The 25,516-nt window shown below is 56.9% G+C and carries 22 protein-coding genes and 1 pseudogene; 14 read left to right on the top strand and 9 right to left on the bottom strand.

What is annotated here, in order from left to right; translation table 11 throughout:
• Positions 1–101: 101 nt before the first annotated feature.
• From V8L71_RS15190 to V8L71_RS15170, 5 genes are all read left to right on the top strand, one after another.
• Positions 102–353 carry a DUF1127 domain-containing protein gene (locus V8L71_RS15190; protein WP_176302786.1) on the top strand — a complete coding sequence of 84 codons (252 nt, stop codon included), beginning with the start codon at positions 102–104 and terminating at the stop codon, positions 351–353.
• Between the two features lie 80 nt (positions 354–433).
• Positions 434–2,782 carry a Tex family protein gene (locus V8L71_RS15185; protein ID WP_336274654.1) on the top strand — a complete coding sequence of 783 codons (2,349 nt, stop codon included), beginning with the start codon at positions 434–436 and terminating at the stop codon, positions 2,780–2,782.
• Between the two features lie 180 nt (positions 2,783–2,962).
• Positions 2,963–4,603, top strand: a complete 1,641-nt coding sequence (gshA, locus tag V8L71_RS15180) for a glutamate--cysteine ligase (protein ID WP_336274653.1) — start codon at positions 2,963–2,965, stop codon at positions 4,601–4,603.
• Positions 4,600–5,097, top strand: coding sequence for a disulfide bond formation protein B (locus tag V8L71_RS15175; protein WP_336274652.1), 498 nt, complete (start codon positions 4,600–4,602; stop codon positions 5,095–5,097). The genes gshA and V8L71_RS15175 overlap by 4 nt, the downstream gene beginning before the upstream one ends.
• 43 nt (positions 5,098–5,140) lie before the next feature.
• Entirely contained in the window at positions 5,141–6,004 is an 864-nt protein-coding gene (locus tag V8L71_RS15170) for an alpha/beta hydrolase (protein WP_336274651.1), read from the top strand.
• Here the strand turns inward: V8L71_RS15170 and V8L71_RS15165 are convergent.
• From V8L71_RS15165 to V8L71_RS15145, 5 genes are all read right to left on the bottom strand, one after another.
• The gene (locus V8L71_RS15165) at positions 6,001–6,681 is read right to left on the bottom strand and encodes an ABC transporter ATP-binding protein (RefSeq protein WP_336274650.1); all 681 of its coding nucleotides are present in this window, start codon (positions 6,679–6,681) and stop codon (positions 6,001–6,003) included. The two genes, V8L71_RS15170 and V8L71_RS15165, sit on opposite strands and share 4 nt — an antisense overlap.
• Positions 6,674–7,426: an ABC transporter ATP-binding protein gene (locus V8L71_RS15160; RefSeq protein WP_336274649.1), complete on the bottom strand. Its 753-nt coding sequence runs from the start codon at positions 7,424–7,426 to the stop codon at positions 6,674–6,676. Before V8L71_RS15160 ends, V8L71_RS15165 begins: the two co-directional genes overlap by 8 nt.
• Positions 7,419–8,474 (bottom strand): branched-chain amino acid ABC transporter permease, encoded by a 1,056-nt coding sequence (locus tag V8L71_RS15155; RefSeq protein ID WP_295711879.1) that lies wholly within the window; start codon positions 8,472–8,474, stop codon positions 7,419–7,421. Before V8L71_RS15155 ends, V8L71_RS15160 begins: the two co-directional genes overlap by 8 nt.
• Positions 8,467–9,387: a branched-chain amino acid ABC transporter permease gene (locus V8L71_RS15150; protein ID WP_336274648.1), complete on the bottom strand. Its 921-nt coding sequence runs from the start codon at positions 9,385–9,387 to the stop codon at positions 8,467–8,469. The genes V8L71_RS15155 and V8L71_RS15150 overlap by 8 nt, the downstream gene beginning before the upstream one ends.
• Before the next feature lie 63 nt (positions 9,388–9,450).
• A complete protein-coding gene (locus V8L71_RS15145; RefSeq protein WP_336274647.1) occupies positions 9,451–10,593 on the bottom strand; it encodes an ABC transporter substrate-binding protein in 1,143 nt (380 codons plus the stop codon).
• A gap of 455 nt (positions 10,594–11,048) precedes the next feature.
• On the opposite strand from V8L71_RS15145, the gene rsd reads away from it, so the two are divergent.
• Entirely contained in the window at positions 11,049–11,537 is a 489-nt protein-coding gene (rsd, locus tag V8L71_RS15140) for a sigma D regulator (protein WP_336274646.1), read from the top strand.
• Positions 11,538–11,566: 29 nt separating this feature from the next.
• On the opposite strand, the pseudogene V8L71_RS15135 reads toward rsd, so the two are convergent.
• A pseudogene (locus V8L71_RS15135) lies at positions 11,567–14,646 on the bottom strand (efflux RND transporter permease subunit).
• Entirely contained in the window at positions 14,630–15,751 is a 1,122-nt protein-coding gene (locus V8L71_RS15130; RefSeq protein WP_336274645.1) for an efflux RND transporter periplasmic adaptor subunit, read from the bottom strand. The pseudogene V8L71_RS15135 and the gene V8L71_RS15130 overlap by 17 nt, the downstream one beginning before the upstream one ends.
• 243 nt (positions 15,752–15,994) lie before the next feature.
• Here V8L71_RS15130 and V8L71_RS15125 point away from each other — a divergent pair, with 243 nt between their 5' ends.
• From V8L71_RS15125 to V8L71_RS15115, 3 genes are all read left to right on the top strand, one after another.
• Positions 15,995–16,969 carry a malate dehydrogenase gene (locus V8L71_RS15125; RefSeq protein ID WP_008957639.1) on the top strand — a complete coding sequence of 325 codons (975 nt, stop codon included), beginning with the start codon at positions 15,995–15,997 and terminating at the stop codon, positions 16,967–16,969.
• Between the two features lie 217 nt (positions 16,970–17,186).
• On the top strand, positions 17,187–17,420 hold the full coding sequence (locus V8L71_RS15120) for a hypothetical protein (RefSeq protein ID WP_336274644.1): 234 nt from the start codon (positions 17,187–17,189) through the stop codon (positions 17,418–17,420).
• Positions 17,410–17,778 carry a type II toxin-antitoxin system VapC family toxin gene (locus tag V8L71_RS15115; RefSeq protein WP_336274643.1) on the top strand — a complete coding sequence of 123 codons (369 nt, stop codon included), beginning with the start codon at positions 17,410–17,412 and terminating at the stop codon, positions 17,776–17,778. Before V8L71_RS15120 ends, V8L71_RS15115 begins: the two co-directional genes overlap by 11 nt.
• Positions 17,779–17,790: 12 nt before the next feature.
• Here the strand turns inward: V8L71_RS15115 and V8L71_RS15110 are convergent, their stop codons facing one another.
• Positions 17,791–18,447 carry a histidinol-phosphatase gene (locus tag V8L71_RS15110; protein ID WP_336274642.1) on the bottom strand — a complete coding sequence of 219 codons (657 nt, stop codon included), beginning with the start codon at positions 18,445–18,447 and terminating at the stop codon, positions 17,791–17,793.
• 225 nt (positions 18,448–18,672) lie between these two features.
• Between V8L71_RS15110 and V8L71_RS15105 the strand changes: the two genes are divergently transcribed.
• Positions 18,673–19,164: an RNA pyrophosphohydrolase gene (locus V8L71_RS15105; protein WP_240716294.1), complete on the top strand. Its 492-nt coding sequence runs from the start codon at positions 18,673–18,675 to the stop codon at positions 19,162–19,164.
• Positions 19,165–19,252: 88 nt separating this feature from the next.
• Complete coding sequence (gene ptsP, locus V8L71_RS15100; protein WP_336274659.1) at positions 19,253–21,514, top strand: phosphoenolpyruvate--protein phosphotransferase; 2,262 nt, start codon at positions 19,253–19,255, stop codon at positions 21,512–21,514.
• On the opposite strand, the gene V8L71_RS15095 is transcribed toward ptsP, so the two are convergent.
• On the bottom strand, positions 21,511–22,311 hold the full coding sequence (locus tag V8L71_RS15095) for an NRDE family protein (RefSeq protein WP_336274641.1): 801 nt from the start codon (positions 22,309–22,311) through the stop codon (positions 21,511–21,513). The genes ptsP and V8L71_RS15095 overlap by 4 nt on opposite strands.
• A 210-nt stretch (positions 22,312–22,521) precedes the next feature.
• Between V8L71_RS15095 and V8L71_RS15090 the strand changes: the two genes are divergently transcribed.
• The 3 genes from V8L71_RS15090 (at position 22,522) to lgt (ending at position 25,462) form a co-directional block, all read left to right on the top strand.
• Positions 22,522–23,790 (top strand): response regulator, encoded by a 1,269-nt coding sequence (locus V8L71_RS15090; protein ID WP_336274640.1) that lies wholly within the window; start codon positions 22,522–22,524, stop codon positions 23,788–23,790.
• Positions 23,787–24,584: a sulfite exporter TauE/SafE family protein gene (locus tag V8L71_RS15085; RefSeq protein ID WP_336274639.1), complete on the top strand. Its 798-nt coding sequence runs from the start codon at positions 23,787–23,789 to the stop codon at positions 24,582–24,584. The genes V8L71_RS15090 and V8L71_RS15085 overlap by 4 nt, the downstream gene beginning before the upstream one ends.
• An 80-nt stretch (positions 24,585–24,664) precedes the next feature.
• Complete coding sequence (gene lgt, locus V8L71_RS15080) at positions 24,665–25,462, top strand: prolipoprotein diacylglyceryl transferase (protein WP_336274638.1); 798 nt, start codon at positions 24,665–24,667, stop codon at positions 25,460–25,462.
• Positions 25,463–25,516: the final 54 nt, after the last annotated feature.

Below are 25,516 nucleotides of genomic sequence, written 5' to 3'. Positions count from 1 at the left end.
TTGGGTATAAGAAGTATTCGTTGGATTGACTTTAGGCGCTGTTCAATACTTCCTTCAACACTTATTCACTACGCCGTTGTTGGCGGCGAAGGGAGGTTGAAATGGAGCGCTCGTTAGCCTGTTTACAGCACAGCCAGTGTCCTTTACAGAACGAACACTGCCAGTCAATTAAACAGGAACAACCCAGAACTACCTGGGGAGAAAAGTTCTATCGCTGGCGCCAATTGCGTCGCGAGCGGGATACCTTGCGCCATTTGAGCGACGATATGTTGAAAGATATTGGCCTCAGCCGCGAAGCCGTTCAGCGTGAAGCACGACGCCCCTTTTGGGATGATCATGGCTGGCGGCGCTGATGCCGCAAGTCATGCCAGCCATGGCACGTTTGTGATACCTTATTGGCACTTAAAAATGCTGCATGAGTTAGTTGCAATTTATGGATGTCAATCAGCGTATTATTTCCCGCCTAGCCACCGAGCTAAGCGTAAGACCCGAACAAGTCGCCGCCACGGTAGAGCTGCTGGATGGCGGTGCCACCGTGCCGTTTATTGCCCGTTACCGTAAAGAAGTCACCGGTGCGCTGGACGATATTCAACTGCGCCAACTGGATGAGCGCCTGCGCTACCTGCGCGAGCTGGAAGAGCGCCGCGCCGCGGTGATCGCCGCCATTGATGAGCAGGGCAAGCTGGATGGCCCGCTGAAAGCAAGTATCGAGGGCGCAGAGACCAAGCAGCGGCTGGAAGATTTATACCTACCCTTTAAGAAGAAGCGCCGTACCAAAGCGCAGATTGCCCGCGAGGCGGGGCTCGAACCACTGGCCGATGCGCTGTTGGCCGACCCGACACTCAATCCCGAAAGCGAAGCTGGCAACTACCTGCGACCGGCAGAGGGTGATATCCCCGCCATCGAGGATGCCAAGGCCGCCCTGGATGGCGCCAAGCAGATATTGATGGAGCGCTTCGCGGAAGACCCCGAACTGATCGGCCAACTGCGTGAACGACTTTGGCAAGAGGGCGAACTCAGCGCCCGTGTGCTGGAAGGCAAGCAGCAGGAGGGCGCCAAATTCTCCGATTATTTCGAGCACGACGAAAAACTCGCCAAAGCGCCGTCACACCGTGCCCTGGCGATGTTCCGGGCGCGTAATGAAGGCGTGTTGAGCCTGTCGATTCGCCTGCCCGGTGAAGAGGAAGCCCCAGTGCATCCCGCCCAGGTCACGATTGCTAGGCACTTCGGCATCAGCGACCAGGGCCGCGCGGCGGATAAATGGCTAGCCGAAGTGGTGCGCTGGACTTGGCGCGTTAAGCTTTACACTGCGCTTGAGACCGAGCTGCTTGGCCGCTTACGCGAACAGGCCGAGCTCACAGCGATCGAGGTTTTTGCAGCCAACCTGAAAGACCTGCTGCTAGCCGCACCGGCGGGGCAGAAAGTGACGCTTGCCATCGACCCCGGTCAGCGCACCGGCTGCAAGATCGCGGTGATCGATGCCACCGGCCAGTTTGTCGATCACACCACCATCTACCCGCACGCACCGCAAAACCAGTGGAATGAGTCTTTGAGCGTGCTGGCCAAGCTGGTCAAGCAGCACGGCGTCGAGCTGATTGCGGTAGGCAACGGTACCGCCAGCCGTGAAACTGACAAGCTGGCGGGCGAGTTACTGAAAGCGCTGGCCCCAGCGCACCGCGTGAGTAAAGTAATGGTGTCGGAGGCGGGCGCCTCGGTCTACTCCGCTTCTGAGTACGCTTCCCGGGAAATGCCCGATCTCGATGTTACCGTGCGGGGCGCTGTCTCGATTGGCCGTCGCCTGCAAGACCCTCTCGCTGAATTGGTTAAAATCGAACCCAAATCGATTGGGGTGGGCCAGTATCAGCACGATGTCTCCCAGGTGCAGCTATCGCGTAGCCTGGAAGTCGTGATTGAAGACTGTGTTAACGCTGTGGGCGTCGACCTCAACACCGCGTCTAGTGCACTGCTTTCGCGAGTGGCGGGGTTAAGTGCTGCGCTGGCTGAAAATATCGTTGCTCAGCGCAACGTTAAGGGCGCCTTCAGAAGCCGTAAAGAGCTATTAGAAGTTAGCCGACTGGGCGCAAAAACCTTTGAACAGTGCGCCGGTTTCCTGCGCATTCACAATGCCGATAATCCCCTGGATGCCAGCGCCGTTCACCCGGAAGCCTATCCGCTGGTCGAGCGTATCGCCAAGCAGAGCGGTCGTGAAGTACGCGGCTTGATTGGCGACAGTGCCGCGTTAAAAGCGTTAAAGCCTGCCGACTTTGCCGATGAGCGCTTTGGTGTGCCCACGGTGAGCGATATCTTGAAAGAGCTGGATAAGCCTGGTCGCGATCCGCGCCCGGAATTTAAAGCCGCCGAGTTCCGCGAAGGGGTCGAAACACTTAACGATCTTAAACTCTCGATGGTGCTCGAAGGCACGGTCACCAACGTGACACACTTTGGTGCTTTTGTGGATATCGGTGTCCATCAGGATGGCTTGGTGCATATCTCAGCACTGTCGGACCGCTTTATCGACGACCCACGCAGCGTGGTGAAAGCCGGGGACATCGTCACCGTTAAGGTCATGAGTGTGGATATTCCGCGTAAGCGGGTAGGGCTGTCGATGCGGTTGGATGACCAGCCGGAAACCGAAAACGCGGCTAATAAGAGCAATGGCTCGCCAACACAACAGCATAGCGGCTCGCGTAAACCTGCGCGCAGCAGTGCAAGGACAACTGAAGCACCGGCGCCAATGGGCGCGTTAGGCGCCGCGCTGTTAAAAGCGCGTGGTGGCAAATAGTCGCGCGCTTTGAAAGCTAATGTTTGGAAAAGCGTCGTGTCTTGAATAGCGTCGTGTCTTGAAAAAAACATGGTTGCCGCCATATCCTGGTTTCTATTTTTGAAACAGCGATGATGGCGATGCCACCTGACTACACCAAGGCCCGCTCACAGCGGGCTTTACTGACAAGGAGTGTTCACCTTGCCTGAACTACTCACTGTGCCATCTGCGCTGACCGCGCAAGTCGAGCGCCTGATCCCCAGTGCGCGCCTTGGTCGGTTGGGCCGCCTGCGTCGTGGGCTTGAAAAAGAGGGGCTGCGGGTTGATGCCAATGGACACATTGCCCAAACGCCGCACCCCCACGCGTTAGGCTCTAAATTGACACATCCGCATATCACCACCGACTATTCAGAGTCGCTGCTTGAGTACATCACGCCGGTTTACTCCGACCCGAGTGAAGCGCTGTCGTTTCTGTCTGACCTGCATACCTTTACTTATCACCACCTGCAGGATGAATGGATCTGGCCTGGCAGTATGCCATCACGGCTTTCAGGTAATGACAGCGTGCCGATTGCCGACTACGGCTGCTCCAATGTCGGCACCATGAAGCATGTTTACCGCAAGGGGCTGGACATGCGCTACGGCCGCATCATGCAGGCGATTGCGGGCGTTCACTACAACGTATCGTTGCCCGATGACATGTGGCATGCCCTGCGTGAACTGGATAAAGCCACCAACATCCCGTTCAACGATTACCGCTCTACCCGCTATTTCGGCATGATCCGCCACTTTCGCCGCCACAGCTGGCTACTGCTCTATCTGTTTGGCGCCTCACCGGCTATCGACAAGAGCTTCTTGCCGGAAGGAAAAGTGCCTGAAAAGCTGCAGGCACTCAGCGACGACACCTATTTTGCGCCCTACGCGACGACGCTACGTATGTCCGACCTGGGGTACCAGAACAAGGTGCAGTCGCAGCTCAAAATCTGTTTTAACTCGCTATCTAACTACGTCAACACCCTGCGTCATGCCATCTCATCGCCATGGCCGGACTATGAGAAAATGGGCGTTAACGTCGATGGCGAATGGCGTCAGCTGAACGCCAATATTCTGCAGATCGAAAACGAGTACTACAGCGATATTCGCCCCAAGCGTGTCGCCAAGCACAACGAAACCCCCAGCCAAGCCCTCGAAGCCCGTGGCGTGGAGTACATCGAAGTGCGCTGTCTCGATCTCAATCCTTTCGACCCTCTCGGCGTGACCGAAACCCAGATGCGCTTTGTGGACACCTTCCTAATGTGGTGCCTGCTCAGCGACAGCCCGTGGATCTCCGACGAAGAGTGTGACCGCTTGGATGACAACCGTCGCTGGGTCGTCGAGCGCGGCCGTGATCCTGAGCTCAAACTGTTTAATCATGGTGAAACGACGTCGGTGCGTGAGTGGGGCGAACAAATATTCGCCGAGATGGGGGAAGTCGCCCGCCTGCTGGATGCCGTCGAAGAGGGAAGCCCTCATGCTGACGCGCTAGCAGAACTCGCTCCACGCCTAGCAGACCCTTCGCTAACGCCATCAGCCCAGGTGCTCGAACGGCTCAAAGCGAACGGCGGCTCGCTAAGTGATTTAATGCTTAGCCTGGCCCAGGAGCAGGCGGAGCAGCTGAAAGCAGAACCTATGCAGCGCAGCCGTGAAGCGCTACTTGCTCAACTGATTGAAACCTCGCACCAGCAGCAGCGCGATATTGAAGCCGCTGATAATGAAACCTTTGAAGCGTTTCTAGAGGCTTATTTCGCCAAGGCGCGCGAGTCCCGGGCCCTTTCCGCGTTGCCATCTGAGGCTCATCAATGATCCTGCATGCTTATCGTTCGGTTGCCCTGGCCGGTTTGGCCTTCTGCGTTCTAATGATGGCGGTGGCGCTTGGCCTGGAGCATATCGGTGGCTTTGAGCCTTGCCCGCTATGCATTTTCCAGCGTGTCGCGGTGATCGCGGCGGGCATTGTGTTTGCCATTGCCGCCATCCATAGCCCGGCCGGGCGGGTCGGTAAAGTAATTTACGGAGTGCTGGCGCTGGCTGCCGTAGGCACCGGTGCCTTTATCGCCGGGCGTCACGTCTGGCTGCAAGGCTTGCCCGCCGATGAAGTGCCTTCCTGCGGCCCCGGGCTTGATTACATGATGGACATCCTGCCCATGCAGGAGGTGGTGGCCATGGTGCTGACCGGCTCGGGGGAGTGCGCTAATATCGATTTCTCGCTGTTAGGCCTCTCGCTACCCGCCTGGACGCTGATCGGTTTTGCCATTCTGGCAATCGCCCCGTTATGGATGCTGGTTAAAAGCCGGGGTTAGCCATGCGCCAGGGATAAGAAGCGCCAGCTATAAGGAGATCGGCATGCTTTATCGACACTTCACGACTCAGGAAGAGATCGACCGCGCCTACGACCCGATGGTGGGGCGAGACCCGTTGGTGTTGGTAAAGGCGTGGCGTGAGCGCAGCGAAGCATCAAGAGCCAGCCATCGTACAACGCTCGATCTGCCTTATGGCCCAACGCTTGCTGAGCGCATGGATATCTTTCATGCCGATGCATCTCATGACGAGCATCCAAAAGCCCCGGTGCATGTGTTCTTCCATGGCGGCTACTGGCGCTCGCTGAGCCATCGTGAATTCAGCTTTATTGTCGATGATCTGGTGAATGCCGGTATCACTGTCGCGGTGGTCAACTACGCGCTCTGCCCGCAGGTACGCTTTAGCGAACTGGTACGGCAGAGTCAGGCCGCGATTGCCTACCTGTACAAGCATGCCGCTGAGGTGGGCGTCGATCCGGAACAGCTGAGTATTTCGGGACACTCGGCGGGCGGGCATCTATGCGCCATGCTGATGTCGACGGATTGGGAAGGCGCCTTTGGGTTGCCAAATCAACTGATTCGCGGCGCCCTCTGTATCAGCGGGTTATACGACTTGCGGCCCTTCCCATGGTCATGGCTGCAGCCCAAGCTTCAACTCAGCGGGCGGGATGTGCAGGAGTTCAGCCCATTATGGCTGCCGTGCCGGGTGCCTGCGCCTATAAAGCTGGTGGCTGGAGCAGGGGAGTCTGAAGAGTTTGAAAGGCAGATGAGTAGCTACGCTGAGCATTTGAGCCAGCAAGGCCAAACAGTGACTCAGCAGCTACTTCCCGACGTGGATCACTTCTCGATTCTTGAGCACTATCTCAACGATGGCTGCTTTGTTGAGTGGATTAAAGCATTTCACGCCTAAACGCCCAGGTAACGGTCGCGGATAACGCTGTCCAGCGCAGCGGGTTTGCCATCCCATACCGTGCAGCCTTTTTCTAAAATGGTGCAGCGGTCAGCGATGGGCAGAATTTCGCTTAACGACTTATCGACCAACAAGGTGGCCTGACCCTGCTCTTTGAGCAGCCGAATCGCCCGCCAGATCTCCTGTCGAATCACCGGTGCTAACCCTTCAGTGGCTTCATCCAGCACCAGAAGACGTGGGTTGGTCATTAGCGCACGGCCAATGGCCAGCATCTGTTGTTCGCCACCAGAGAGCGTTTTGGCCATTTGCGCGCGGCGTTCTTCCAAGCGCGGAAATAGCGTTTCCACTTTCTCCAGTGTCCACTCGCCCGGGCGGGCCGTGACCAGCAAATTTTCGCGTACCGATAAGTTGGGAAAGCAGCGACGACCCTCCGGCACCAAGCCAAGCCCCGACTTAGCAATGCGATAAGCGGGCAGGCGACGTATATTTTGAGCTTCGAACTCAATGGTGCCGCGGCTGGCTGGGGTCAGCCCAAAGATCGAGCGAATGGTGGTGGTTTTGCCCATACCGTTACGCCCCATTAAAGCCACCATTTCACCGGCGTTAACGTCAAGGCTTACGCCAAACAGCGCCTGGGAGGGTCCATAAAACGTCTCAATGTCAGCAACTTTAAGCATCAGAATCTCCCAGGTAGGCTTCCCGAACGCGTGGATCCTGCTTAATTGTCTGGCTGTCGCCATGGGCGATTACGCTGCCAGAGACCAGCACCGAAATACGATCAGCCAAACGAAAAACCGCTTCCATGTCGTGTTCGATCAGCAGAATGGGCACTTCCAGCTTCAGCGCCTCGAGCAGCTCGGTCAGTTTTGCCGAGCCCTCCGGACCCAAACCAGCCATTGGCTCATCCAGCAACAGGGCACGGGGCTTGAGCGCCAGGGCACAGGCGACTTCAACCTGACGACGCTCACCGTGGGAAAGCTCGAATACCGGTGTCCAGGCGCGGTGGCTGAGCTGCATCCGTTCCAGCGCCTCATAAGCTGGCTTTAGCAGCTGTTGATCTTTGGCGACGGGCTTCCAGAACCGAAAACTGTGACTCTGTAGCGCTTGTACGCCCATCATCACATTGCGGATCACCGATAGCGGTTCAGCCAGCGATGACACCTGAAAGCTCCGCCCCAGTCCAAGACGTGCGCGCTCGGCAATGCTCATCGTGGTAATGTCGGTACCAGCCAGATAAACGCGGCCCTCGTCGGGGCGCAGGCTGCCAGCAATCTGGCCGATTAACGTAGATTTACCCGCGCCGTTGGGACCAATCAGGGCATGGATTTCTCCCTGCTTAAGATCCAGCGACACATCGTTAGTCGCCTGTAGTGCTCCAAAGCGCTTATGTAGTTTTTGCAGTGACAGGACAGCTTCACTCATTGCGCTCACTCCCGGCCAGCCAACCCATCACACCGTGCTTGGCAAACAGCACGACGCCAAGCAGCACCAGCCCTAGAAAGAGTTGCCAGTACTCGGTGATGCCACCCAGGAAGGTTTCCATCATCACAAACAGCACCGCCCCGGCCAGCGGGCCATAAAGGCGCCCCACGCCCCCCAGGATGACGATGACCATCAGCTCGCCGGAGAAGTGCCAGCTAAGCATCGAAGGGCTGACGAAGCCGTTCAGGTCCGCGTAGAGCGCCCCGGCAAGCCCGGTGATGGCCGCCGAGATAACGAACGCCACCAGACGAATGGGATACGGGCTGACCCCCGCCGTTGCCAGTCGTACGTCATTCAGACGTGCCATGGTCAGCGCAGCACCAAAGCGCGATTTCATCAGTCGCGAGGTGATCGCCATGGCCAGTACCAGCCCGGTGAAGCAGATCAGGAAATAGGTCAATGCATCACTGCTGTCGAACAAGTTGTTACCGACCTGGGGCAGGGTGTTGCGGATATAGATAGGCAGCCCATCCTGACCGCCGTAGGTGGGCCAGGAGTTGGCAAAGTAGTAGATCATCTGCGCAAAGGCGAGGGTGATCATGATGAAGTAGACGCCGGTGGTGCGTAGCGAAATGGCGCCGATCGCCAGGGCCAGCAGGGCGCACAGCACGACGGCGGCCAGCCATACCACCAGTAGGCTATCGCTGCCCGGCACGCTGAAGGGCCAGCTCATGAATGGCGTCATGTCGAAGGCATGGTAGGCGCTGATGCCCGCCACGTAGCCACCCAGGCCAAAATAGGCCGCATGACCGAAGCTCACCATGCCGCCATAGCCAATCGCCAGGTTGAGCCCGACGGCTGCCATGGCAATGATGGTGACCCGCGAGGCCAGATTGACGTAATAAGTGTGACCCAAAAAATAGGCGGCCACGGGCAGTAACAGCAGCAGGCCGAGCAGGATCATCTGAACCAGCCCCTTGCGGTCGAAGTGGCTCTCCGCGTGGGTGGCTGGCGCAGCGTTCTTGGAAAGGGAAGTGGTATTAGTCATTGGCAGCAAACAGTCCCTTGGGCTTGAACGCGAGGATGACGGCCATGAGGATATAAATCAGCATCGCAGCCAGTGAAGAACCGACCCCAGTGGCTTCAGAAGGCGGCATGAATGTTTGGAAAAACAGCGGCAGGTAGACGCGCCCCAAGGTATCGACAACCCCCACCAGCAGCGCCCCGAACAGCGCGCCCTTGATCGAGCCGATACCGCCGATCACGATGACCACGAAGGCTAGGATCAGCACCGGCTCGCCCATGCCGACCTGCACAGACTGTAATGCCCCCACCAGCGCGCCGGCCAGGCCCGCCAGCGCAGCCCCCAGGGCAAACACCACGGTATACAGCTTGGCAATGTTGACCCCTAGTGCGCTAATCATTTCGCGGTCGCTTTCGCCCGCCCGAATGCGCATGCCTAGCCGTGTGCGGGAAATCAGCAGATAAAGGGCAATCGCGATAGCGACCCCCACCCCGATCAGCACTAGCCGGTAGACCGGGTAGCGGGTATCCCCCGGCAGAGTAACAAACCCCGTAAGCCAGGAGGGCGGACTCAGCCATAGAGGCGAAGAGCCGAAGATCCAGCGTGTGCCTTCTGAGAAGATCAGTATCAGTGCAAAGGTCGCCAACACCTGGTCGAGGTGAGGGCGGTGATAAAGACGGCGTATGACCAGCAGCTCGACCAGTGCGCCGACCAGGGCTGCGGCCGTCATGCCTGCCGCCAGGCCGATCAGAAAAGAGCCTGTTGAGGCTGTGACCGCGGCCGTGGCATAGGCGCCCACCATGTAAAAAGAGCCGTGGGCAAGATTGATCAGCCCCATCACCCCGAACACCAGGGTGAGGCCGCTGGCCATCAAAAACAGCATCGTGCCTAGCTGAACGCCGTTAAGTAGTTGCTCGATTAGCAGGGTAACGGACACGTTGGTTAACCTTGACGAAGGTGAAGAGAAATGGCTGGGTGCACGCACCCAGCCGAGGCCAGCTTACATGTCGCACTGCTCGTAGTAGACATCCTGGATATCTTCAATCGCCACACCGATCAGGCGATTGGTGGGCTCGCCATCATCACCTTCCACCACTTCACGTACATAAATATCCTGGATGGGGTGCTGGTTGGGGCCAAAGCGGAACTCACCGCGCACGCTATCAAAGTCAGCGGCCCGCAGTGCTTCGCGGAAGGCATCTTTGTCATCGGGGTGGGCAGTTTCCAGCGCGCTGAGAATCAGATTGGCAGTGTCATAACCCTGTGCCGCGTAGAGCGTCGGCATGCGGTCATAGGCGGCTTGGAAGCCCTCGACGAAGCGGTCGTTGGCTTCGTTTTCCAGATCGTAGGCCCACAGTGATGTATTGCGGGCACCAATCGCAGCACTGCCGACCGCTTTGATAAGAATTTCATCAAACGAGAACGCCGCGCCAAAGATCGGCATGTCAACGCCCGAGCTTTCCCACTGCTTCATAAACGAAATGCCCATGCCGCCGGGCAGGAAGAAAAACAGGCTGTCGGCATCGCTATCGCGAATCTGAGCGATTTCGGCCGCGTAGTCGGTCTGGCCCATTTGGGTATAGAGCTCACCGACGACTTCACCCTCATAAAGGTGCTTGAAGCCCGCCAGTGCATCGGTGCCCGCCGGGTAGTTGGGCGCCATGATGATCGGACGCTCATAACCCTGTTCGCGCATGTAGGCACCCATGGCGCCATGCAGGTTGTCGTTCTGATACGCCACGTTAAAGTAGTTTTCGTGGCACATGCGGCCAGCCAGGTCGGAAGGGCCGGCATTGGGGGAGAGGTAGAAGGTGCCCTGACGCACCACTGACGGTACGACCGCCATCGCCAGGTTCGACCAGATAATCCCGGTCAGAATATCGACCTCATCTCGCTGCATGAACTCATTAGACAAGCTGCGCGCCAGATCCGGGCGTCTAGCGTCATCCTGGATCAGCACTTCCACATCGTCCCGGCCCGACTGCTCGAGCGCCAGCATAAAGCCATCGCGAACGTCCACGCCCAGGTGCGAGCCCCCGCCTGAAAGCGTGGTGATCATACCAATTTTGACGTCTTCAGCATGTGCGCTTAGCACGCTTGAAGAGAGCAGTAAGCCAAGGCCAAAGCGGGATAGCATTTTCATGGTAATTTCCTTGTTTTAATTAACCCTTGCCGCATTTTTTAACGAATGTCATCTTGCTGAAAAATATCGTTTAGAACAACAAACTCAGCGGCCATTTGGTCGCTACTGGTTTAGAGCAAGCCATGTTATAGCCTATCGAGAGAACGGTGTCGTCATAAGGCTACAGCCCGGTGCGTTATCTGCTTGGCATACGTTGCATACGGCTTTGCTCGCAATACTGGCGCTAAAGTGAGAGCATCATTTCAGGCAAGGTCAAGCCAAGCCAGTTGGTATGAGCTGGTATGAGGGCGCTGGTTATTAGCTATAGAAGAAAGGGTTATTATTAATGAACCCTTTGTACCAAGGAAACCGCGCCTGCTGGGATTGACAGAGGTAGGTGTAGGCGCGACTCTAAGCCTACTCGTTATTTAGACCGGCTAATGGTCGTTAAATCGGTGAGTTTAAGGAGAAACCCCATGCTCGAAGATTGCAAAAATGCCCTGGAGCGCTGGGGAGGCGTGCATGCTCTGATCGACCGCTGGCTGGATCAGCGTCGTCAGTTGTTAGTCAGCTTTATTGAGCTAAAAGAGGCGTGTGACGCTGAACTGGAAGCGGTGAGCAAAGCACCCATTGATACCTTCAGTGAGCTATTGATGGACTACATCAGCGCCGGTCACTTTGAGATTTATCCTCAGCTATCGGAAGAGGCGCAGGCCTTTGGTGATGAGGCTGCGTTAGTTATCGCAGAGAAGTTGCTTGAGCGTCTGGAAATGTCAACCGAGATGGTTCTGGAGTTTGATACCGATTTCGGCTCTACCCTTCGCTGCGAGCAAAATATTGCCCGTTTGCCTGCCTGGATCGACCGTCTAGCGCGTGGCCTTACCGAACGCTTCGCGCTGGAAGACCAGCTGATCGCACGCTTACACGCCGCCCATAGCCCCGAGCACGCCAAAGCCCCCGCTTAATATTCTCATTTGGCTGGGGAAGGACAGCTTTAGCTCGCGGTTCTCTCACGCCGCAACTTACCCCCAATCACCAGCATGCAGGGGGTAAGCAGCAGCGTTAGTGCGGTGCCGAAGGTGAGGCCACCGGCGATGGCGCTCGACATTTGCGTCCACCACTGGGCGGAGGGCGCATTAAAGCCAAGGGCAGGGGTAAACAGATCGACATTGATCCCCAGCACCATCGGCATCAGACCTAAAACCGTGGTAATCGCCGTTAACAGCACCGGGCGAAGGCGTAAGCAGCCTGCTTCCAGGGCGGCCTCGCCGGGCGTCATGCCTTGGCCGCGCAGCTCGTTGTAGGTGTCGATCAACACGATATTATTATTAACCACGATACCCGCCAGGGCAATCACGCCCATGCCCACCATGACAATGCCGAACGCCTGGCCGGTAATCAGCAGGCCCATGAGCACGCCCGCGGTGGAGAATACAATCGCCGAAAGCACCAATCCCGCCTGATAGAAGCTGTTGAACTGAGTCACCAGAATCAGCGCCATCAGGCCAATCGCAATCATGAACGCGCTGGCCAGGAACTGCATCGACTCCTGCTGATCCTCCTGCTCACCGGCGGCATTGACCATTAAGCCATCAGGCAAGCTATCGCGACCCGCCTCTAGCAGCGCCGCAGGCGCTCATCGGCAAGAAAACCGGGAGCGAGATCCGCATCAATGGTAATCGCCCGGCGGCCGTCGATACGGTTAAGGGTGCCCACCTTGGGTGCCGGTTCAAGGGTCACAAAATGCGAGATAGGCACCTGTCCCCGCTGGGTGTTGATGGTCAAGCGTTCCAGCTGATCCAGCGAACGCCAGTTTTGCGGCAGGCGAACGCGGATATCCACTTCATCGCTGACTTCGGGCGGACGATAGCTCGCCACCTGCAGGCCCGTGGTCAGCAATTGCACCGCGCTACCAATGGTCGTGACATCGGTGCCCATGCGCGCCGCGGCTTCGCGGTCCATATTCACCTGCCACTCCACGCCGGGCAGGCTGCGGTTATCCTGAATGTCGGTAAAACCACCCAGTTCGCGCATTAACTGCGCTAACTGGTTAACGCCTGCATCAGCGACGTCAGGATTCGTAGCGCTCACCTCCAGTACGATGGGTTTTCCGCCGCCAGGGCCCATTTCCTGCTCCTGGAACTCCAGGGTAATGCCGGGAATATCCCGAGCGCGCTCGGCCATATCATCCAGAATAGCCTGGGCAGGGCGCCGCTCATGCCAGTCGATAAACTGGAACTGCAGCATGCCAATCACATCACTACCCATCTGCTCGTTAGGCACTGCAAACGAGCGCGCATAAAGCGCTCTCACTTCGCTCATGCCGGATAGCTTCGCTTCTACCCGCTGTACAATGGCATCGGTCTCCACGGCGGAGAAGTCGCCGCGGGCGCGTACCAATACCTGGGCACTATCCGGCTCTACGTTGGGGAAAAAGTCGACACCGTGGTTGAAACGCGCGTAGCCGGTATACAGCAACACCATTAATAGCACGGTGACCAGCAGCACCCAGGCAGGGTGCTTAAGCAGCCTGGTCAGCAGGTGGCGATAGCCACGCCCAAAGGACGTTGTAGCCTCATCATTGTTAGTCGTTGATTGCTTCGTGTCGGTGCGGGTAAACAAGCGCCCTAGGGTAGGCAAGAACACCAGCGCCATGGCCAGCGATGCCAGCAAGCATAAAATCACCGTGGCGGGCAGGTACTTCATAAACTGCCCCACTACGCCGGGCCAGAACAGCAGGGGAATAAATACCGCCAGCGTAGTGGCCGTCGAGGCAATCACCGGCCAACTCATTCGCGAGGCAGCATTGAGCCACGCTTGATGGGGCGTTTGACCATCGTGGAGATAGCGGTCGGCAAGTTCACTCACCACAATCGCGCCGTCGACCAACATGCCGGCTACCAGAATGAGCGCAAACAGCACCACGATATTGAGCGTAAATCCAAATGCCCACACCAGCAGAATGCCGGTTAAGAAGGCGCCGGGAATGGTCAAGCCTACCAACAGCGCCATACGCCAGCCCATCACCGCGACCACCACAATTAGCACCAGCACCACAGCGGTAAGCACGTTGTTGAGTAGCTCAGAGAGCATGTTTTCAACGGTGGTCGACTCATCGAGAATGGTCGTGAAGCGAAGCTGCTCAGGCAATAAATCATCGGCTTCCGCCAGGCGCTCACGCACTGCGTCAATGGTGGCGATGATATTAGCCCCGGCACGTTTGGAAACTTCCAACACCACCGCAGGCTGATCATCAATACGGGCGAAGCCTTCCGGCTCTTTATAGGTAGGGTTGATCCACGCCACATCACCAAAGGTGACGACGCGATCCTCATCCACCTTGACCGGCATATTCATAACATCGTCAAGGGACTCAATAATGCCGGGGACTTTTAAGGCCAAGCGCCCCGCGCCAGTGTCCAAACTGCCTGCTGCCACCAAGCGGTTATTGCGCGACACCTGGTTGAACAGCGTGTCGAAATCGACCCCATAGCTCTCGAGCACCAGCGGATCTACGACGATTTCCAGCAGGTCTTCCCGCTCACCGGCTATGTCCACTTCCAGCACATCGGCGATGCCTTCGATCTCCTCCTGCAGTCGCCGGGCAATCGTCATGCGTTCGCGGGTATCCAGTTGCCCGGAGAGGCCGATAGTCAATACCGGAAATTCCGAGACGTTGACTTCCATGACTCGTGGCTCATCGGCCTCGTCAGGCAGCTCGCTACGGGCGATATCCACGCGATCACGCACGTCGGTCAGCGCGGTATCGGGGTCAAAGCCGGGGTCGAACTCCAGGGTGATCGAGCCTTGCCCTTCGCTGGATTGGGCGGTGAACTTACGCAGGCCTTCAATCCCGCGCAGTTCCTGCTCCATGGGGCGTATCAGCAGCCGCTCGCCATCCTCGGGGCTCACACCCTCCAACGACAGCGAAACGTAAATCATTGGAATGGTGACGTCGGGGTTGGCTTCCTTGGGAATCATCTGCCAGGCAGCGATGCCCGCCAGCAGCAGGCTTACCAGCAGCAGTAACGTCGTACGGGAGTGGGCTAGCGCCGCATTAATTAACTGGCGCATGAACGCTATCCTGCCCGGCTTGCGGTTGCGAAATAATGGCGTCTTCAGCAGGCACTGGGGTCACCGTTTCGCCGGTATCCACCATGCCAGCGCCTAGCGTAATGAGGCGTAGCGGGTCGGGCAGGCCGGTCACATAGGCGCGCTGTATATCGGCGCTTACCAGTTCGACGGCGGTCTGCTGTACCTGATCGTTCTCATCCAGGTGCTTGACGGCCAGTTGGCCCTCACTGTTCAAACTGAGCAGGGCAGGCGACAGAGTGTGCACCTGGCGGGGTGGCAGCGTAATCGTCAGTTCTGCACTACCGCCGGCAAGACGTTTACCCGCCGGGTTATCCAGCGTGGCTTCGATGTAAAAAGTGCGCGTGGCCTCTTCGGCGCGGTGGCTAATAAAGGTCAGCTCGCCTTCAAGGTGGTCGCCATTGAGTAATCGTGCGGTGACAGGCAATCCCTCGCTCAAATCGCCTACCTGCTGCTGAGACACCCAGGCGGCGCCCTTCAAGCGGCGGTCGTCCACCAACTGGGCCCACTCTTCTCCAGGCTGTAACAGGTCGCCTACCTCTACCTGCACGCGATCGATCACACCATCGAAAGGCGCAGTGGGGCGGCTGTCATCCAATTGCTTCTGCAGTTGGGCCACCGAAGCGGCGCTGGCGCTGAGCGAACTCTGCAGGCGCAAAAGCTCGGGCTGCGAAATCAGCTCCCGCTGGCGCAGGTTGCGCGCCCCGGCATACTCCGCTTCAGCGACCGCTAGCTCGTCACGGGCCTGCTGCAGTTGTTCAGGCAGGGCGTCGTTATCCAGGATCAGCAGCGTATCACCCGCCTCAACGCGGCTACCTTGGGCCACCGGCTTTTCAACAACAAAGCCTGCGACGTTGGCACGCAGGGTGGTTTCGCGCTGGGCGGTCAACTGGCCTTGAATGATCTGTTGGGGAATAAATGGCGTGCTCTGTTGCTCTACCACCTCGACCCGTGGCCCCGATTCGTTACGGGGAGAGGCTTCCGGTGCAGTGGTCTGAAAACGCTGGAAATTACCAAAAGCGAGCCATATCACCAGCGCCAGCACCAGTAGGCTAGCCAAGGCATAAGAGAAGGGAATTCGTCGCATGGGGGCGTCCATGTCCTTAGCATTACAAGAAAGGAGGGCATTAAGCCGAAGATACCATAGCGCAACTCGGCCTTTGCAGCGAGTGGCAGGCCGCGACGAGAATGGTAGGTACGGTAAATGGGTAGTCGTCTCTTGTCTGATTGAGTTTTTGCCCAACTGGGCATACCATCTTTGCGTCTTGAGTTCTGTTGAGCCACCCCTCAGGCGAGAACCAACCCTAGGCGAATCTATCAAGGAGCAATGATGAAAGATCCAGTACGTATTGCGATTACCGGCGGCGCCGGTCAGATCAGCTACTCACTTATTTTCCGCATCGCCGCAGGCGACATGTTGGGGCCGGATCAGCCAGTCATTCTCCAGCTGCTCGAAATTCCCCAGGCAATGGACGCCCTGAACGGCGTGGTAATGGAAGTTAACGACTGTGCTTTCCCGCTGGTTCAAGACATCGTTGCGACCGATGACCCGAACGTCGCGTTCAAAGACGCTGACTTCGCCCTGCTGGTAGGTGCACGTCCGCGTGGCCCAGGCATGGAGCGTAAAGATCTGCTGGAAGCCAACGCCGCGATCTTCTCCGTACAAGGTAAAGCGCTGAACGACCACGCTAGTCGCGATGTGAAAGTGCTGGTCGTGGGTAACCCGGCTAACACCAACGCGCTGATTGCTTCCTGCAACGCGCCGGACCTGGACGCAGGCCAGTTCACCGCGATGACGCGTTTGGACCACAACCGCGCCCTGACCCAGCTGGCACAGAAAACCGGCAAGCACGTCACTGACGTTGAAAACATGATCATCTGGGGCAACCACAGTGCTACCCAGTATCCGGATCTGGCCCAGTGCAAAGTCGACGGCAAAGCAGCGTTCGATCTGGTTGAGCGCGACTGGTACGAAAACGACTTCATCCCCACTGTGCAACAGCGCGGCGCGGCAATCATCAAAGCACGTGGCGCCTCTTCAGCCGCTTCTGCTGCTTCTTCAGCCATCGACCATATGCACGACTGGGCGCTGGGTTCCAAAGGCATCGTCAGCATGGCGATTCCGTCTGACGGCAGCTACGGCATCGAAGAAGGCATCATCTACTCCTACCCAGTGCGTTGCCAGGGTGGCAAGTATGAAATCGTTCAAGGCTTCGAAATTGACGAATTCAGCCAAGAGAAGATGAAAGCCACCGAGAAAGAACTGCGCGAAGAGCGTGCAGCCGTCGAGCACCTGCTCGGCTAAACGCGCCTGCTGACGCTTTTAGATGAGCGGCAGTCAACGTAAAAACCCTTGTAAGCATGGCTTGCAGGGGTTTTTTTTATGAGTGGATGAATATTTAATAGGTGGGTTTCGTAGCGCGAAGCGGAGCTGGGATTGCGACTCTGTTCTTTAGTGACTCGAATTTTTGGTGGAAAGAGTGTCAAATGGTGTGCAAGTCATTTGGGTGTAGGGGGTTACAATGCAGGCGATTGAATTTGAGACAGATATTCAGAATGGGGTAGTGAAAATCCCCGATGAATATGGTTATTTAAAGAACAGGCATGCCCGAATTGTTGTGCTGTATGAAAATACTACAGAGGAGTCGAATACCTCTGCTGAACAGACGGGCATAGATTTTACTTCTGTGAAAGCGCCATCGCTGACCGCACATGACGGAGTCGAATACCAAAGGAATTTGCGGGATGAGTGGTAGCTATCTCCTCGATACCAACGTCTTCATTAATGCCATTGAGCGTCAGTTGCGTCTCCCAGCTGCCCATTACGCCTTTTCTGTCATTACTGAACTCGAGCTTCTAGCCTTTCCCTCGTTACCCCTAGAGGAAGAGCAGGCCATTAAGGCGATACTGGGTCAGTTGACAAGAGTAGAGCTGGATAATCAGATTAGAAATGCGACTATCAAGGTACGGCGTACTACCCAAATGAAACTGCCGGATAGTATTATCTCTGCCTCCGCAATGGTGGCAGCATCTACGTTGGTTACTGACGACGTCAAGTTAGCAGAAAAACATGCTGGCAACGTGATCTCGCTTGATACGCTTCTGAGCCGTTAAATATTTACCACCTCAATCCCGCAAAGTCATAATACGCCACTGGCGCTCTTCGGCGACATTGCGCAGAGTGTCATCGGGGTCAACAGCGACAGGATGCTCGACTATTTCTAGTAGCGGTAAATCATTGTGCGAGTCGCTGTAGAACCAGGCGCCTTCCATGCTCAGGTCTTGGTCTTTCAGCCACTGCTCTAGGCGGGTGACTTTGCCTTCGCGGTAGCTCAGCGTGCCGGAAACACGGCCGGTGTAACGGCCCTGTTCCACTTCCGGATTCACCGCAATCAAGTGATCGACACCCAAGCGCTCAGCAATCGGCGCGGTAATAAAGCGGTTAGTGGCGGTAATAATCAGCAGCGTGTCGCCTTTAGTGCGGTGACGGGCCAGCAGCTCTTCCGCTTTGGGCAGGATGTTTGGCTCGATTTTGCTGGCCATAAACTGCTGGTGCCACGCCGAAAGCTGCTCAGGGGAGTTATCGGCCAAGGGCTTAAGCGCCATTTTCAAAAAGGCGGCCATATCCAGAGTGCCCGCGTTGTAATCGGCCATGAAACGTTCATTGGCTTCCCGGTAAGCGACCGGGTCGACGGCCCCTTGTTCGAGTAAAAACTCGCCCCAGGCATGATCGCTGTCGATGGATAGCAGCGTATTATCCAAATCGAAAATGGCCAGACTCACGGCGCTCCCCTTTTTTAGTCAGTGGTAGTAAGCGGTTAGTGTTGGTGTAAAAGCCGTTGTTAAGGCAAATAGCGGACGCGGATTATCGCAGAGTCGCACGGTCATTCCCACCAGCGATAAGGCTAATACAAAGTAAGCATTCACCACTTAGCGTTATATTGTATTGATACGCTTGTCACCCTTGTGGAAAAATGGGGACAACTGAAAATTTATAAGGTGATGTCCGTGATCGACGCTGACGGCTTTCGCCCCAATGTTGGCATCATCATTGCCAATAGCCAGGGGCAGCTGCTTTGGGCGCGTCGGGTAGGACAAAATGCGTGGCAATTTCCCCAGGGGGGCATCAATGCAAGCGAGACGCCACAAGAAGCGCTTTTTCGTGAGCTTTTCGAAGAGATCGGCCTAACCGCCGACGATGTTGATATTGTTGCCTGCACCCGGGGCTGGCTACGCTACCGTCTGCCACGACGTATGATTCGCACACATTCGCGTCCGGTCTGTATAGGCCAGAAGCAGAAGTGGTTTTTACTTAAAATCCGTTGCCAGGAAAGCCAGATCTGTATGACGGCAACCCCCACACCCGAGTTCGATGGGTGGCGGTGGGTGAGCTACTGGTACCCGCTAGGGCAGGTGGTGCCTTTTAAGCGAGAGGTATATCGGCGCGCGCTGCGAGAGTTGTCTCCCCGCGTTCAGCGCCTGGCACAGGATGAAGATTAGGGCGACGGGCCGCTGCCCAAGGTAGGGCAGCGGCAGTCTGCCAGGAAATTCCTCAGCGAGGCAAATAATAGTGAAAAGTAAAACGTCCATGCTTGAGGTGCTGCGCCGGGTGATTCAGGAAGTGAATGGCGCGCGCAACCTCGACGCCGCGCTGTCCACGATGGTACGCCGAATTCGTAAAGCGATGCAGACCGACGTGTGCTCCTTCTACCTCTACGATAAGGAGCTTGAGTCGCTGGTATTGATGGAAACCATTGGTCTGCGTACCCAAGCAGTAGGGCGCGTAGTCCTGCCGATAGGCGAAGGCCTGGTGGGTTTGGTAGCCAAACGCAGCGAGCCGCTTAACCTCGAGGACGCCCAGACCCACCCGCAGTTCCGCTATTTTGAAGCCACTGGAGAAGAGCGCTACTCCAGCTTTTTGGGCGTACCTATCATTCACCAGCGGCTGATGCTCGGCGTGCTGGTTGTTCAGCAAGCCGAAAAACGCCGCTACGACGATGAAGATGAAGCCTTCCTGGTCACCATGGCTGCGCAGTTGGCGGGGGTATTAGCCCACGCTTTAGCCACAGGGAATCTGTTACGCCCGGCGCTTGCCGGTGGGCAGGCAATGTTTAAAGGTGTGGCTGCCTCGCCAGGGATGGCCATGGGGGAGGCGGTGGTGATTACCCCTCCATCCGATCTCAATAGCGTGCCTGATCTCATTCCAAGCGATCAGGACTATGAGGTAGCGCGCTTAAAGGAGGCGATCGGTAAAACGCGCAGCGAAATTCGTGCGGCGGCCGAGCGCTTGGCAAGCCGTATCTCTGCACAGGAGCTGGCGCTGTTTGATGTCTACCAACAAATGCTTGGCGAAGCGGCGCTGGCCGATGAAGTGGAAAAGCGCATTCGCGAAGGGCAGTGGGCACCTGGGGCGCTCGCAGATGTAGTGCGCCGCCACGTGCAGTACTTAGAGCGCGTCGACGATAACTACCTGCGTGAGCGCGCCGCCGATATTCGCGACCTGGGCCGCCGGGTGCTAGCGCACCTGCAGGAAGATACGCCGTCCACGCCGGAAACCTACCCCGATAACGCGATTTTGGTCGGCGATGAGATCAGCGTGGCCATGCTGGGAGAAGTCCCCCGCGACAAGCTCAAAGGTCTGGTCTCGGTGCGCGGCTCCAGCACATCCCACGTGGCAATTGTCGCCCGCGCCATGGGCATTCCTACGGTGCTGGGCATGGTGGATTTACCGCTGCCGCGCCTAGGTGGTGCACCAGTGGTGCTGGATGGTCACCGTGGCCGTCTGTTCGTACGCCCAGCGCCTGAACTGAAAGCACGCTATGAAAGTCTGATTGCTGAAGAGATTGCGCTTAGCGAGCTGTTAGAACACGAGCAAGATCTACCCAGCGCTACCCCCGACGGCCACGCCATGCCGCTAATGGTGAATACCGGGTTAGCGGTCGATGCCACCGCGCTGCTTAAAAGTCGTATCGGGGGAGTGGGGCTCTACCGTACCGAAGTGCCGTTTATGATTACCGAGCGGTTTCCCGGCGAAAAAGAGCAAACCAAACTCTATCGCGACCAGCTTGAAGGCTTTGCGCCGCTGCCAGTGGTGATGCGTACTCTGGATATTGGTGGCGACAAAGATCTGCCTTATTTCCCGATTGAAGAGGCCAATCCTTTCCTTGGCTGGCGCGGCATGCGCGTAACGCTGGATCATCCCGAAGTGCTGATGGTGCAGCTTCGCGCGATGCTTAAAGCCTCCATTGATCTGGATAACCTGTACGTCCTCTTCCCGATGATCACCAATGTCGAAGAGGTAGATGAAGCGCTGAGGCTGCTGGATCGTGCCATTCTAGAGCTGGGCGAAGAGGGTATTACCGTCGTAAGACCCAAGGTCGGCGTCATGATTGAAGTACCCGCCACTATCTACCAAATGGACGCGCTGGCGAAGCGAGTCGACTTTTTCTCCGTAGGCAGCAACGATCTTACCCAGTACTTGCTGGCGGTAGACCGCAATAACCCACGGGTATCGAGTCTGTACGATGCCCTGCACCCAGCGCTGCTCGGTGCGCTTCTGGAACTTGCCAACGACGCTACGCGGCTTAATAAACCCATTTCTTTATGCGGTGAATTAGCCGGTGACCCGGCTGGGGCGCTGCTGCTGATGGCAATGGGCTTTACCAGCCTATCCATGAACGCGCCCAGCCTACCCAAAGTACGCGCGGCAATCCGCCGAGTACCATTTACCGATGCCCAGCAGCTGCTCAAAGAAGTGATGGGGCTGGATACACCTGCCCAAGTACATGCGCATTTAGATCAGCGTTTAGATGAGTGGCAGTTGGCGCATTTGATGCCTCCACGCGACTAGGACGCAGATACCAATGAGTCGCTGGGAAGCGCCAGGGTGGTTTCACCCTCAAAGCGCCCCAGCGGCCCGAAGCGCTGCTCGCTAATGTCGATATTCCCTTGGGCGTCTAACGTCAGCCACGAAGTGGCACGGGTGCCATATCGCTCGCCAACAATAAACGCCGCCGATAGCTGACGCTCCAATTCAAGCCCCACACCGGTATCCGGTAACTCCTCCACCGCAGCCTCCTGAGGATTTTGCATCGCGCGCTGCACGATGTGAGGCCAGGCTTGAACTGGGCCTTCTTGGAAAAGCGTATGTTCGAGTGCACTACGCACATGTAAAAGCTTTGGCCAGGGGGAGTTAAGGTCGGCATTGGAGAGGCCATGCACGCCGGGGGCCACCTCGCTTAAGGCTAGGCGGTCACGACCACGGTGCAAATGCCACATCCGCTGTGGCGTGGCAACTAACAAGTTAAAGCCTGCATAGCGTAATGCCCCGCCTTGACCAAGCTTGGTGAGCCACGCGTTAATATCGTCACACTGCAGGGCGTTCGCGACCAGTTCGCCACGGCTAGGCGCGCCGGGGGGCACGCTCAGTTGTAAATCGCGTACATTGGTCAAGGCTGCTACGACACCGCCACGCTTGGCAGCCAGCCACGAGCCACCAGCCTCCAAATCACGACCACCGATAATGGCAGGGTTATCTTTCCACTGCGCAAGTGGCGCGGTAGGGCGTACATGGAACTCATCGCGGTTGCCCATCAGCCGCAAAGGTGTCGGCGTGCCGGGTTGCCAAGCAAACGATATCAAGCACATAACAAACTCATAGGCGAAAAGGGTGAAATACGTTCAACGCAAGAGCAGCATGACAGTAACGAAGTCTAGACGTACACTTATATAAGTATCATGTTTGTAGCATAAAGCATCATCCTAAAAGGTGGGATGGCAGGCATCTGGGCAGCTACTTCTGGGGATTCACTGCGGTCATGTTATCAGCGACCATTTGGCCAAGAGGAAGGCGAGATCATGCAACGCTATCAAAGGGAGCACTTTTGGAACGCCATCGTTTGGCCTCTCCTGTGGCCTCTGCTGCTTGTACAAGCAGCATTGACCGTGCTGTGCCTAGTGGTCGGCGCCATGATGTGGGGGATGTCGCCTAGCTATGCCTCTTGGAGCACCACGCTATGGTTAATGGCGGCGCTGCTGATCGGCAGCAGTTTGAATGTCGGCGCCTTTCTTATGCTGGTCAAGGCGCGCGCCCGGCGTAAAGATAACCGATTTATGCATGAGCTCACTGAGCTTGAACGGCACAGTCAGGCGCTGTGTACCACTGCCGCGCGCTCACTGCCCAAGCATAAATGCGACCCGCCGAGTGCCGCCGATGAATCACATCTCCCGCTACAACGGCTAGCCAGCGTTAACGAAGTGCTCGCTGGTCTTGAGCGCTGCATGAACTGCTCGCAAGTCGGCAGCGCCGCGATCAAGAATGATCGACAGGAGCATGAACAAACGCTGCTAGACGACCTTCAACATCAGCAGCGGCAGCTTAAACATTTAATAGCCGGACGTGAAAGAGCCAGAGAAGAGTCACGTCTCAAATCTAGCTACTTAACGCTGCTCCAGCATGAAACCAATAGCCTGTTTGATCATCTGGGTAGCCTAGCTGATAAAGAGGTATCAGATAGCTGTCGGCATAACATTGCCGATGTACGTGAGCGGCTGTCAGATATTCGCGCGTTGCTAGCGAATCTAGTTCAGCAAAGCGCTGCCGATAGTGTTGCCGAAGGAGCTGGAAATGGCGCTGAAAATAGCAGTGTAGACAGCGTTGAGGGGAAGGTGGATAGCGTAGCGGATAGTATGATTGCAAGCAGAGATAGGCGAGCCAGCACTCCACGCAAGTTGCGCGTTTTGGTCGTTGACGACGGGCCGGTGAATTTAATGCTAGCGCGGCAAATGCTCGAAACCCAAGGCCTTCAAGTAGAGGGCGTGAGTAGTGGTGAGCAGGCGCTTGAGCGCCAGCAGAGCGCCTTCTTTGACCTGGTTTTTATGGACATCTTTATGCCCACCCTGGATGGGCTTGAAACCACCCGGCGCTGGCGTGCGTATGAGCGCAGCCGTGGCAGTGGTCAAAGCGTGCTGGTCGCGCTGACAGCAAACGCTGACAATGCCGGGCGCGATGCCTGCTTAACGGCGGGGATGGATGACCTGCTTGCCAAACCGTATCAGCCGGAAACGCTCCTCAATATGATTACCCATTGGTTCCCAGGGACGTTGAAAACGGCTCCGCCTGCATGACCATCATCATTGCGTTAGCGATTTATTTAACCTTAGGCGCAGTCGCAGGCACGATGGCAGGGGTATTCGGCGTTGGGGGCGGGCTTATTATCGTTCCCGTACTGGTATTTGCTTTTGGACTGCAAAACGTCTCCCCAGACATTATCATGCACCTCGCCATTGGCACCTCCCTGGCCACTATCCTCGTCACCGGATCCTCTTCGGCCCTGGGCCATTTTAGAAAAGGCAGCATTCATCGTGCGTGGTTTAAGGCACTGCTGCCAGGCTTGGTGATGGGTGCCATCGCTGGGGTGTTTGTGGCGGACAATTTGTCGGGCTCCTCGCTGGGAACTATGTTTGGCATCTTTGTTCTACTCATTGCCGCAAAGATGGTGTTCGGTTTAACGCCCAAACCAGGCAGCGTCGCGCCAGGAAAATGGGTAATGGCAGTGGCCGGGGGCGTGATTGGCGGCATCTCCGCGCTTTTTGGAATTGGTGGCGGCGCCATGACGGTACCGTTACTCTCCCGCTGCGGAGCCAGTATGACCCAAGCAGTGGGCACGGCAGCGGCGGTCGGGCTGCCCATCGCGCTCGTAGGCGCGCTGGTGTTTATCGCCGTCGGTTGGGGCAATCCGCTTCTGCCACCCTGGGCAACGGGCTTTGTCATGTGGTCAGCGTTTTTCAGTATCGTTGTCACCAGCGTTCCATTTGCCCGCTTAGGCGTTAAACTTGCCCACGTTTTGCCCGCTCATGTACTACGGCTCTCCTTTGCGCTACTGCTGACGGTGGTAGGAGTGCGTTTTCTCCTCTCCTAGTACGGCGGTTTTGCTTGTGGCGTGGGTGCCTTCACTGATTCGTATATGAAACTTCCCTTTGGTCAGATTAGAGAGTGTAAATGATTAATTACCCGACGATTGACCCAGTGGCTATCTCCCTAGGGCCGCTGCAAGTCCATTGGTATGGCTTGATGTACGTAGTAGGTTTTGTCGCAGCGTGGTGGCTCGGTTGTCGTCGGGCATCGCGCCTCGGCCTCAATAATGATGATATCGGCGATTTGCTTTTCTACTGTGCGATCGGGGTGGTGGCAGGTGGGCGCTTAGGTTACGCGCTGTTCTACGGGCTAGGGCAGTGGACAGCCGACCCGCTGTGGATCTTCCGTGTATGGGATGGCGGCATGAGCTTTCACGGAGGCCTACTCGGCGTACTGCTGGCGGCCTGGATATTCGCTCGGCGCAAACAGCTAGCCTTCTTAACCCTGACTGACTTTATTGCCCCCTTGGTACCCATCGGTTTGGGGGCGGGGCGCATCGGCAACTTTATCAACCACGAGCTACCGGGGCGCGTGACCTCGCTACCCTGGGGCATGCCGTTTCCCGGTATGGAGCCTGAACCGCGCCACCCATCCGCACTCTATGAAGCTTTGCTGGAAGGCGTCGTGCTGTTCGCTATTCTCTGGTGGGTCTCCGCCAAGCCCACATCACGTGGCTTCTTATCGGGGCTGTTTTTAGTCTGCTACGGCGTTTTCCGCTTTATGGTCGAGTTTGTCCGCATGCCCGACGCCCATATTGGCTATCTTGCGTTTGGCTGGTTCACCATGGGTATGCTGCTCAGCCTCCCCATGATTGCCCTGGGCCTATTCATTATCGCCTGGTCACGCTCCCAGCCAGTGGATGTGAAAATCCAAAAAGTGTAGAAAAAAGAGCGCTTAGCTAACTGGTTAAAAACAGGGGTAATCTTCGCATTGCCC

The organism is Vreelandella indica, from assembly GCF_037070225.1.
GTDB lineage: Bacteria > Pseudomonadota > Gammaproteobacteria > Pseudomonadales > Halomonadaceae > Vreelandella > Vreelandella arctica.
Note: the sequence above shows the minus strand (reverse complement) of the source record. Positions and strands in the feature narration are given on the sequence as shown.

Bases quoted from the DNA above. Each gene is read 5' to 3' on its own strand.
- V8L71_RS15090 (WP_336274640.1), top strand. From the start codon at position 22,522: ATGCAACGCTATCAAAGGGAGCACTTTTGGAACGCCATCGTTTGGCCT.
- V8L71_RS15190 (WP_176302786.1), top strand. From the start codon at position 102: ATGGAGCGCTCGTTAGCCTGTTTACAGCACAGCCAGTGTCCTTTACAG.
- V8L71_RS15155 (WP_295711879.1), bottom strand. From the start codon at position 8,474: ATGACTAATACCACTTCCCTTTCCAAGAACGCTGCGCCAGCCACCCAC.
- rsd (WP_336274646.1), top strand. From the start codon at position 11,049: ATGCTCGAAGATTGCAAAAATGCCCTGGAGCGCTGGGGAGGCGTGCAT.
- V8L71_RS15130 (WP_336274645.1), bottom strand. From the start codon at position 15,751: ATGCGACGAATTCCCTTCTCTTATGCCTTGGCTAGCCTACTGGTGCTG.
- V8L71_RS15095 (WP_336274641.1), bottom strand. From the start codon at position 22,311: ATGTGCTTGATATCGTTTGCTTGGCAACCCGGCACGCCGACACCTTTG.
- V8L71_RS15145 (WP_336274647.1), bottom strand. From the start codon at position 10,593: ATGAAAATGCTATCCCGCTTTGGCCTTGGCTTACTGCTCTCTTCAAGC.
- lgt (WP_336274638.1), top strand. From the start codon at position 24,665: ATGATTAATTACCCGACGATTGACCCAGTGGCTATCTCCCTAGGGCCG.
- V8L71_RS15170 (WP_336274651.1), top strand. From the start codon at position 5,141: ATGCTTTATCGACACTTCACGACTCAGGAAGAGATCGACCGCGCCTAC.
- V8L71_RS15165 (WP_336274650.1), bottom strand. From the start codon at position 6,681: ATGCTTAAAGTTGCTGACATTGAGACGTTTTATGGACCCTCCCAGGCG.
- V8L71_RS15185 (WP_336274654.1), top strand. From the start codon at position 434: ATGGATGTCAATCAGCGTATTATTTCCCGCCTAGCCACCGAGCTAAGC.
- V8L71_RS15120 (WP_336274644.1), top strand. From the start codon at position 17,187: ATGCAGGCGATTGAATTTGAGACAGATATTCAGAATGGGGTAGTGAAA.
- V8L71_RS15160 (WP_336274649.1), bottom strand. From the start codon at position 7,426: ATGAGTGAAGCTGTCCTGTCACTGCAAAAACTACATAAGCGCTTTGGA.
- V8L71_RS15085 (WP_336274639.1), top strand. From the start codon at position 23,787: ATGACCATCATCATTGCGTTAGCGATTTATTTAACCTTAGGCGCAGTC.
- ptsP (WP_336274659.1), top strand. From the start codon at position 19,253: ATGCTTGAGGTGCTGCGCCGGGTGATTCAGGAAGTGAATGGCGCGCGC.
- V8L71_RS15115 (WP_336274643.1), top strand. From the start codon at position 17,410: ATGAGTGGTAGCTATCTCCTCGATACCAACGTCTTCATTAATGCCATT.
- V8L71_RS15175 (WP_336274652.1), top strand. From the start codon at position 4,600: ATGATCCTGCATGCTTATCGTTCGGTTGCCCTGGCCGGTTTGGCCTTC.
- V8L71_RS15125 (WP_008957639.1), top strand. From the start codon at position 15,995: ATGAAAGATCCAGTACGTATTGCGATTACCGGCGGCGCCGGTCAGATC.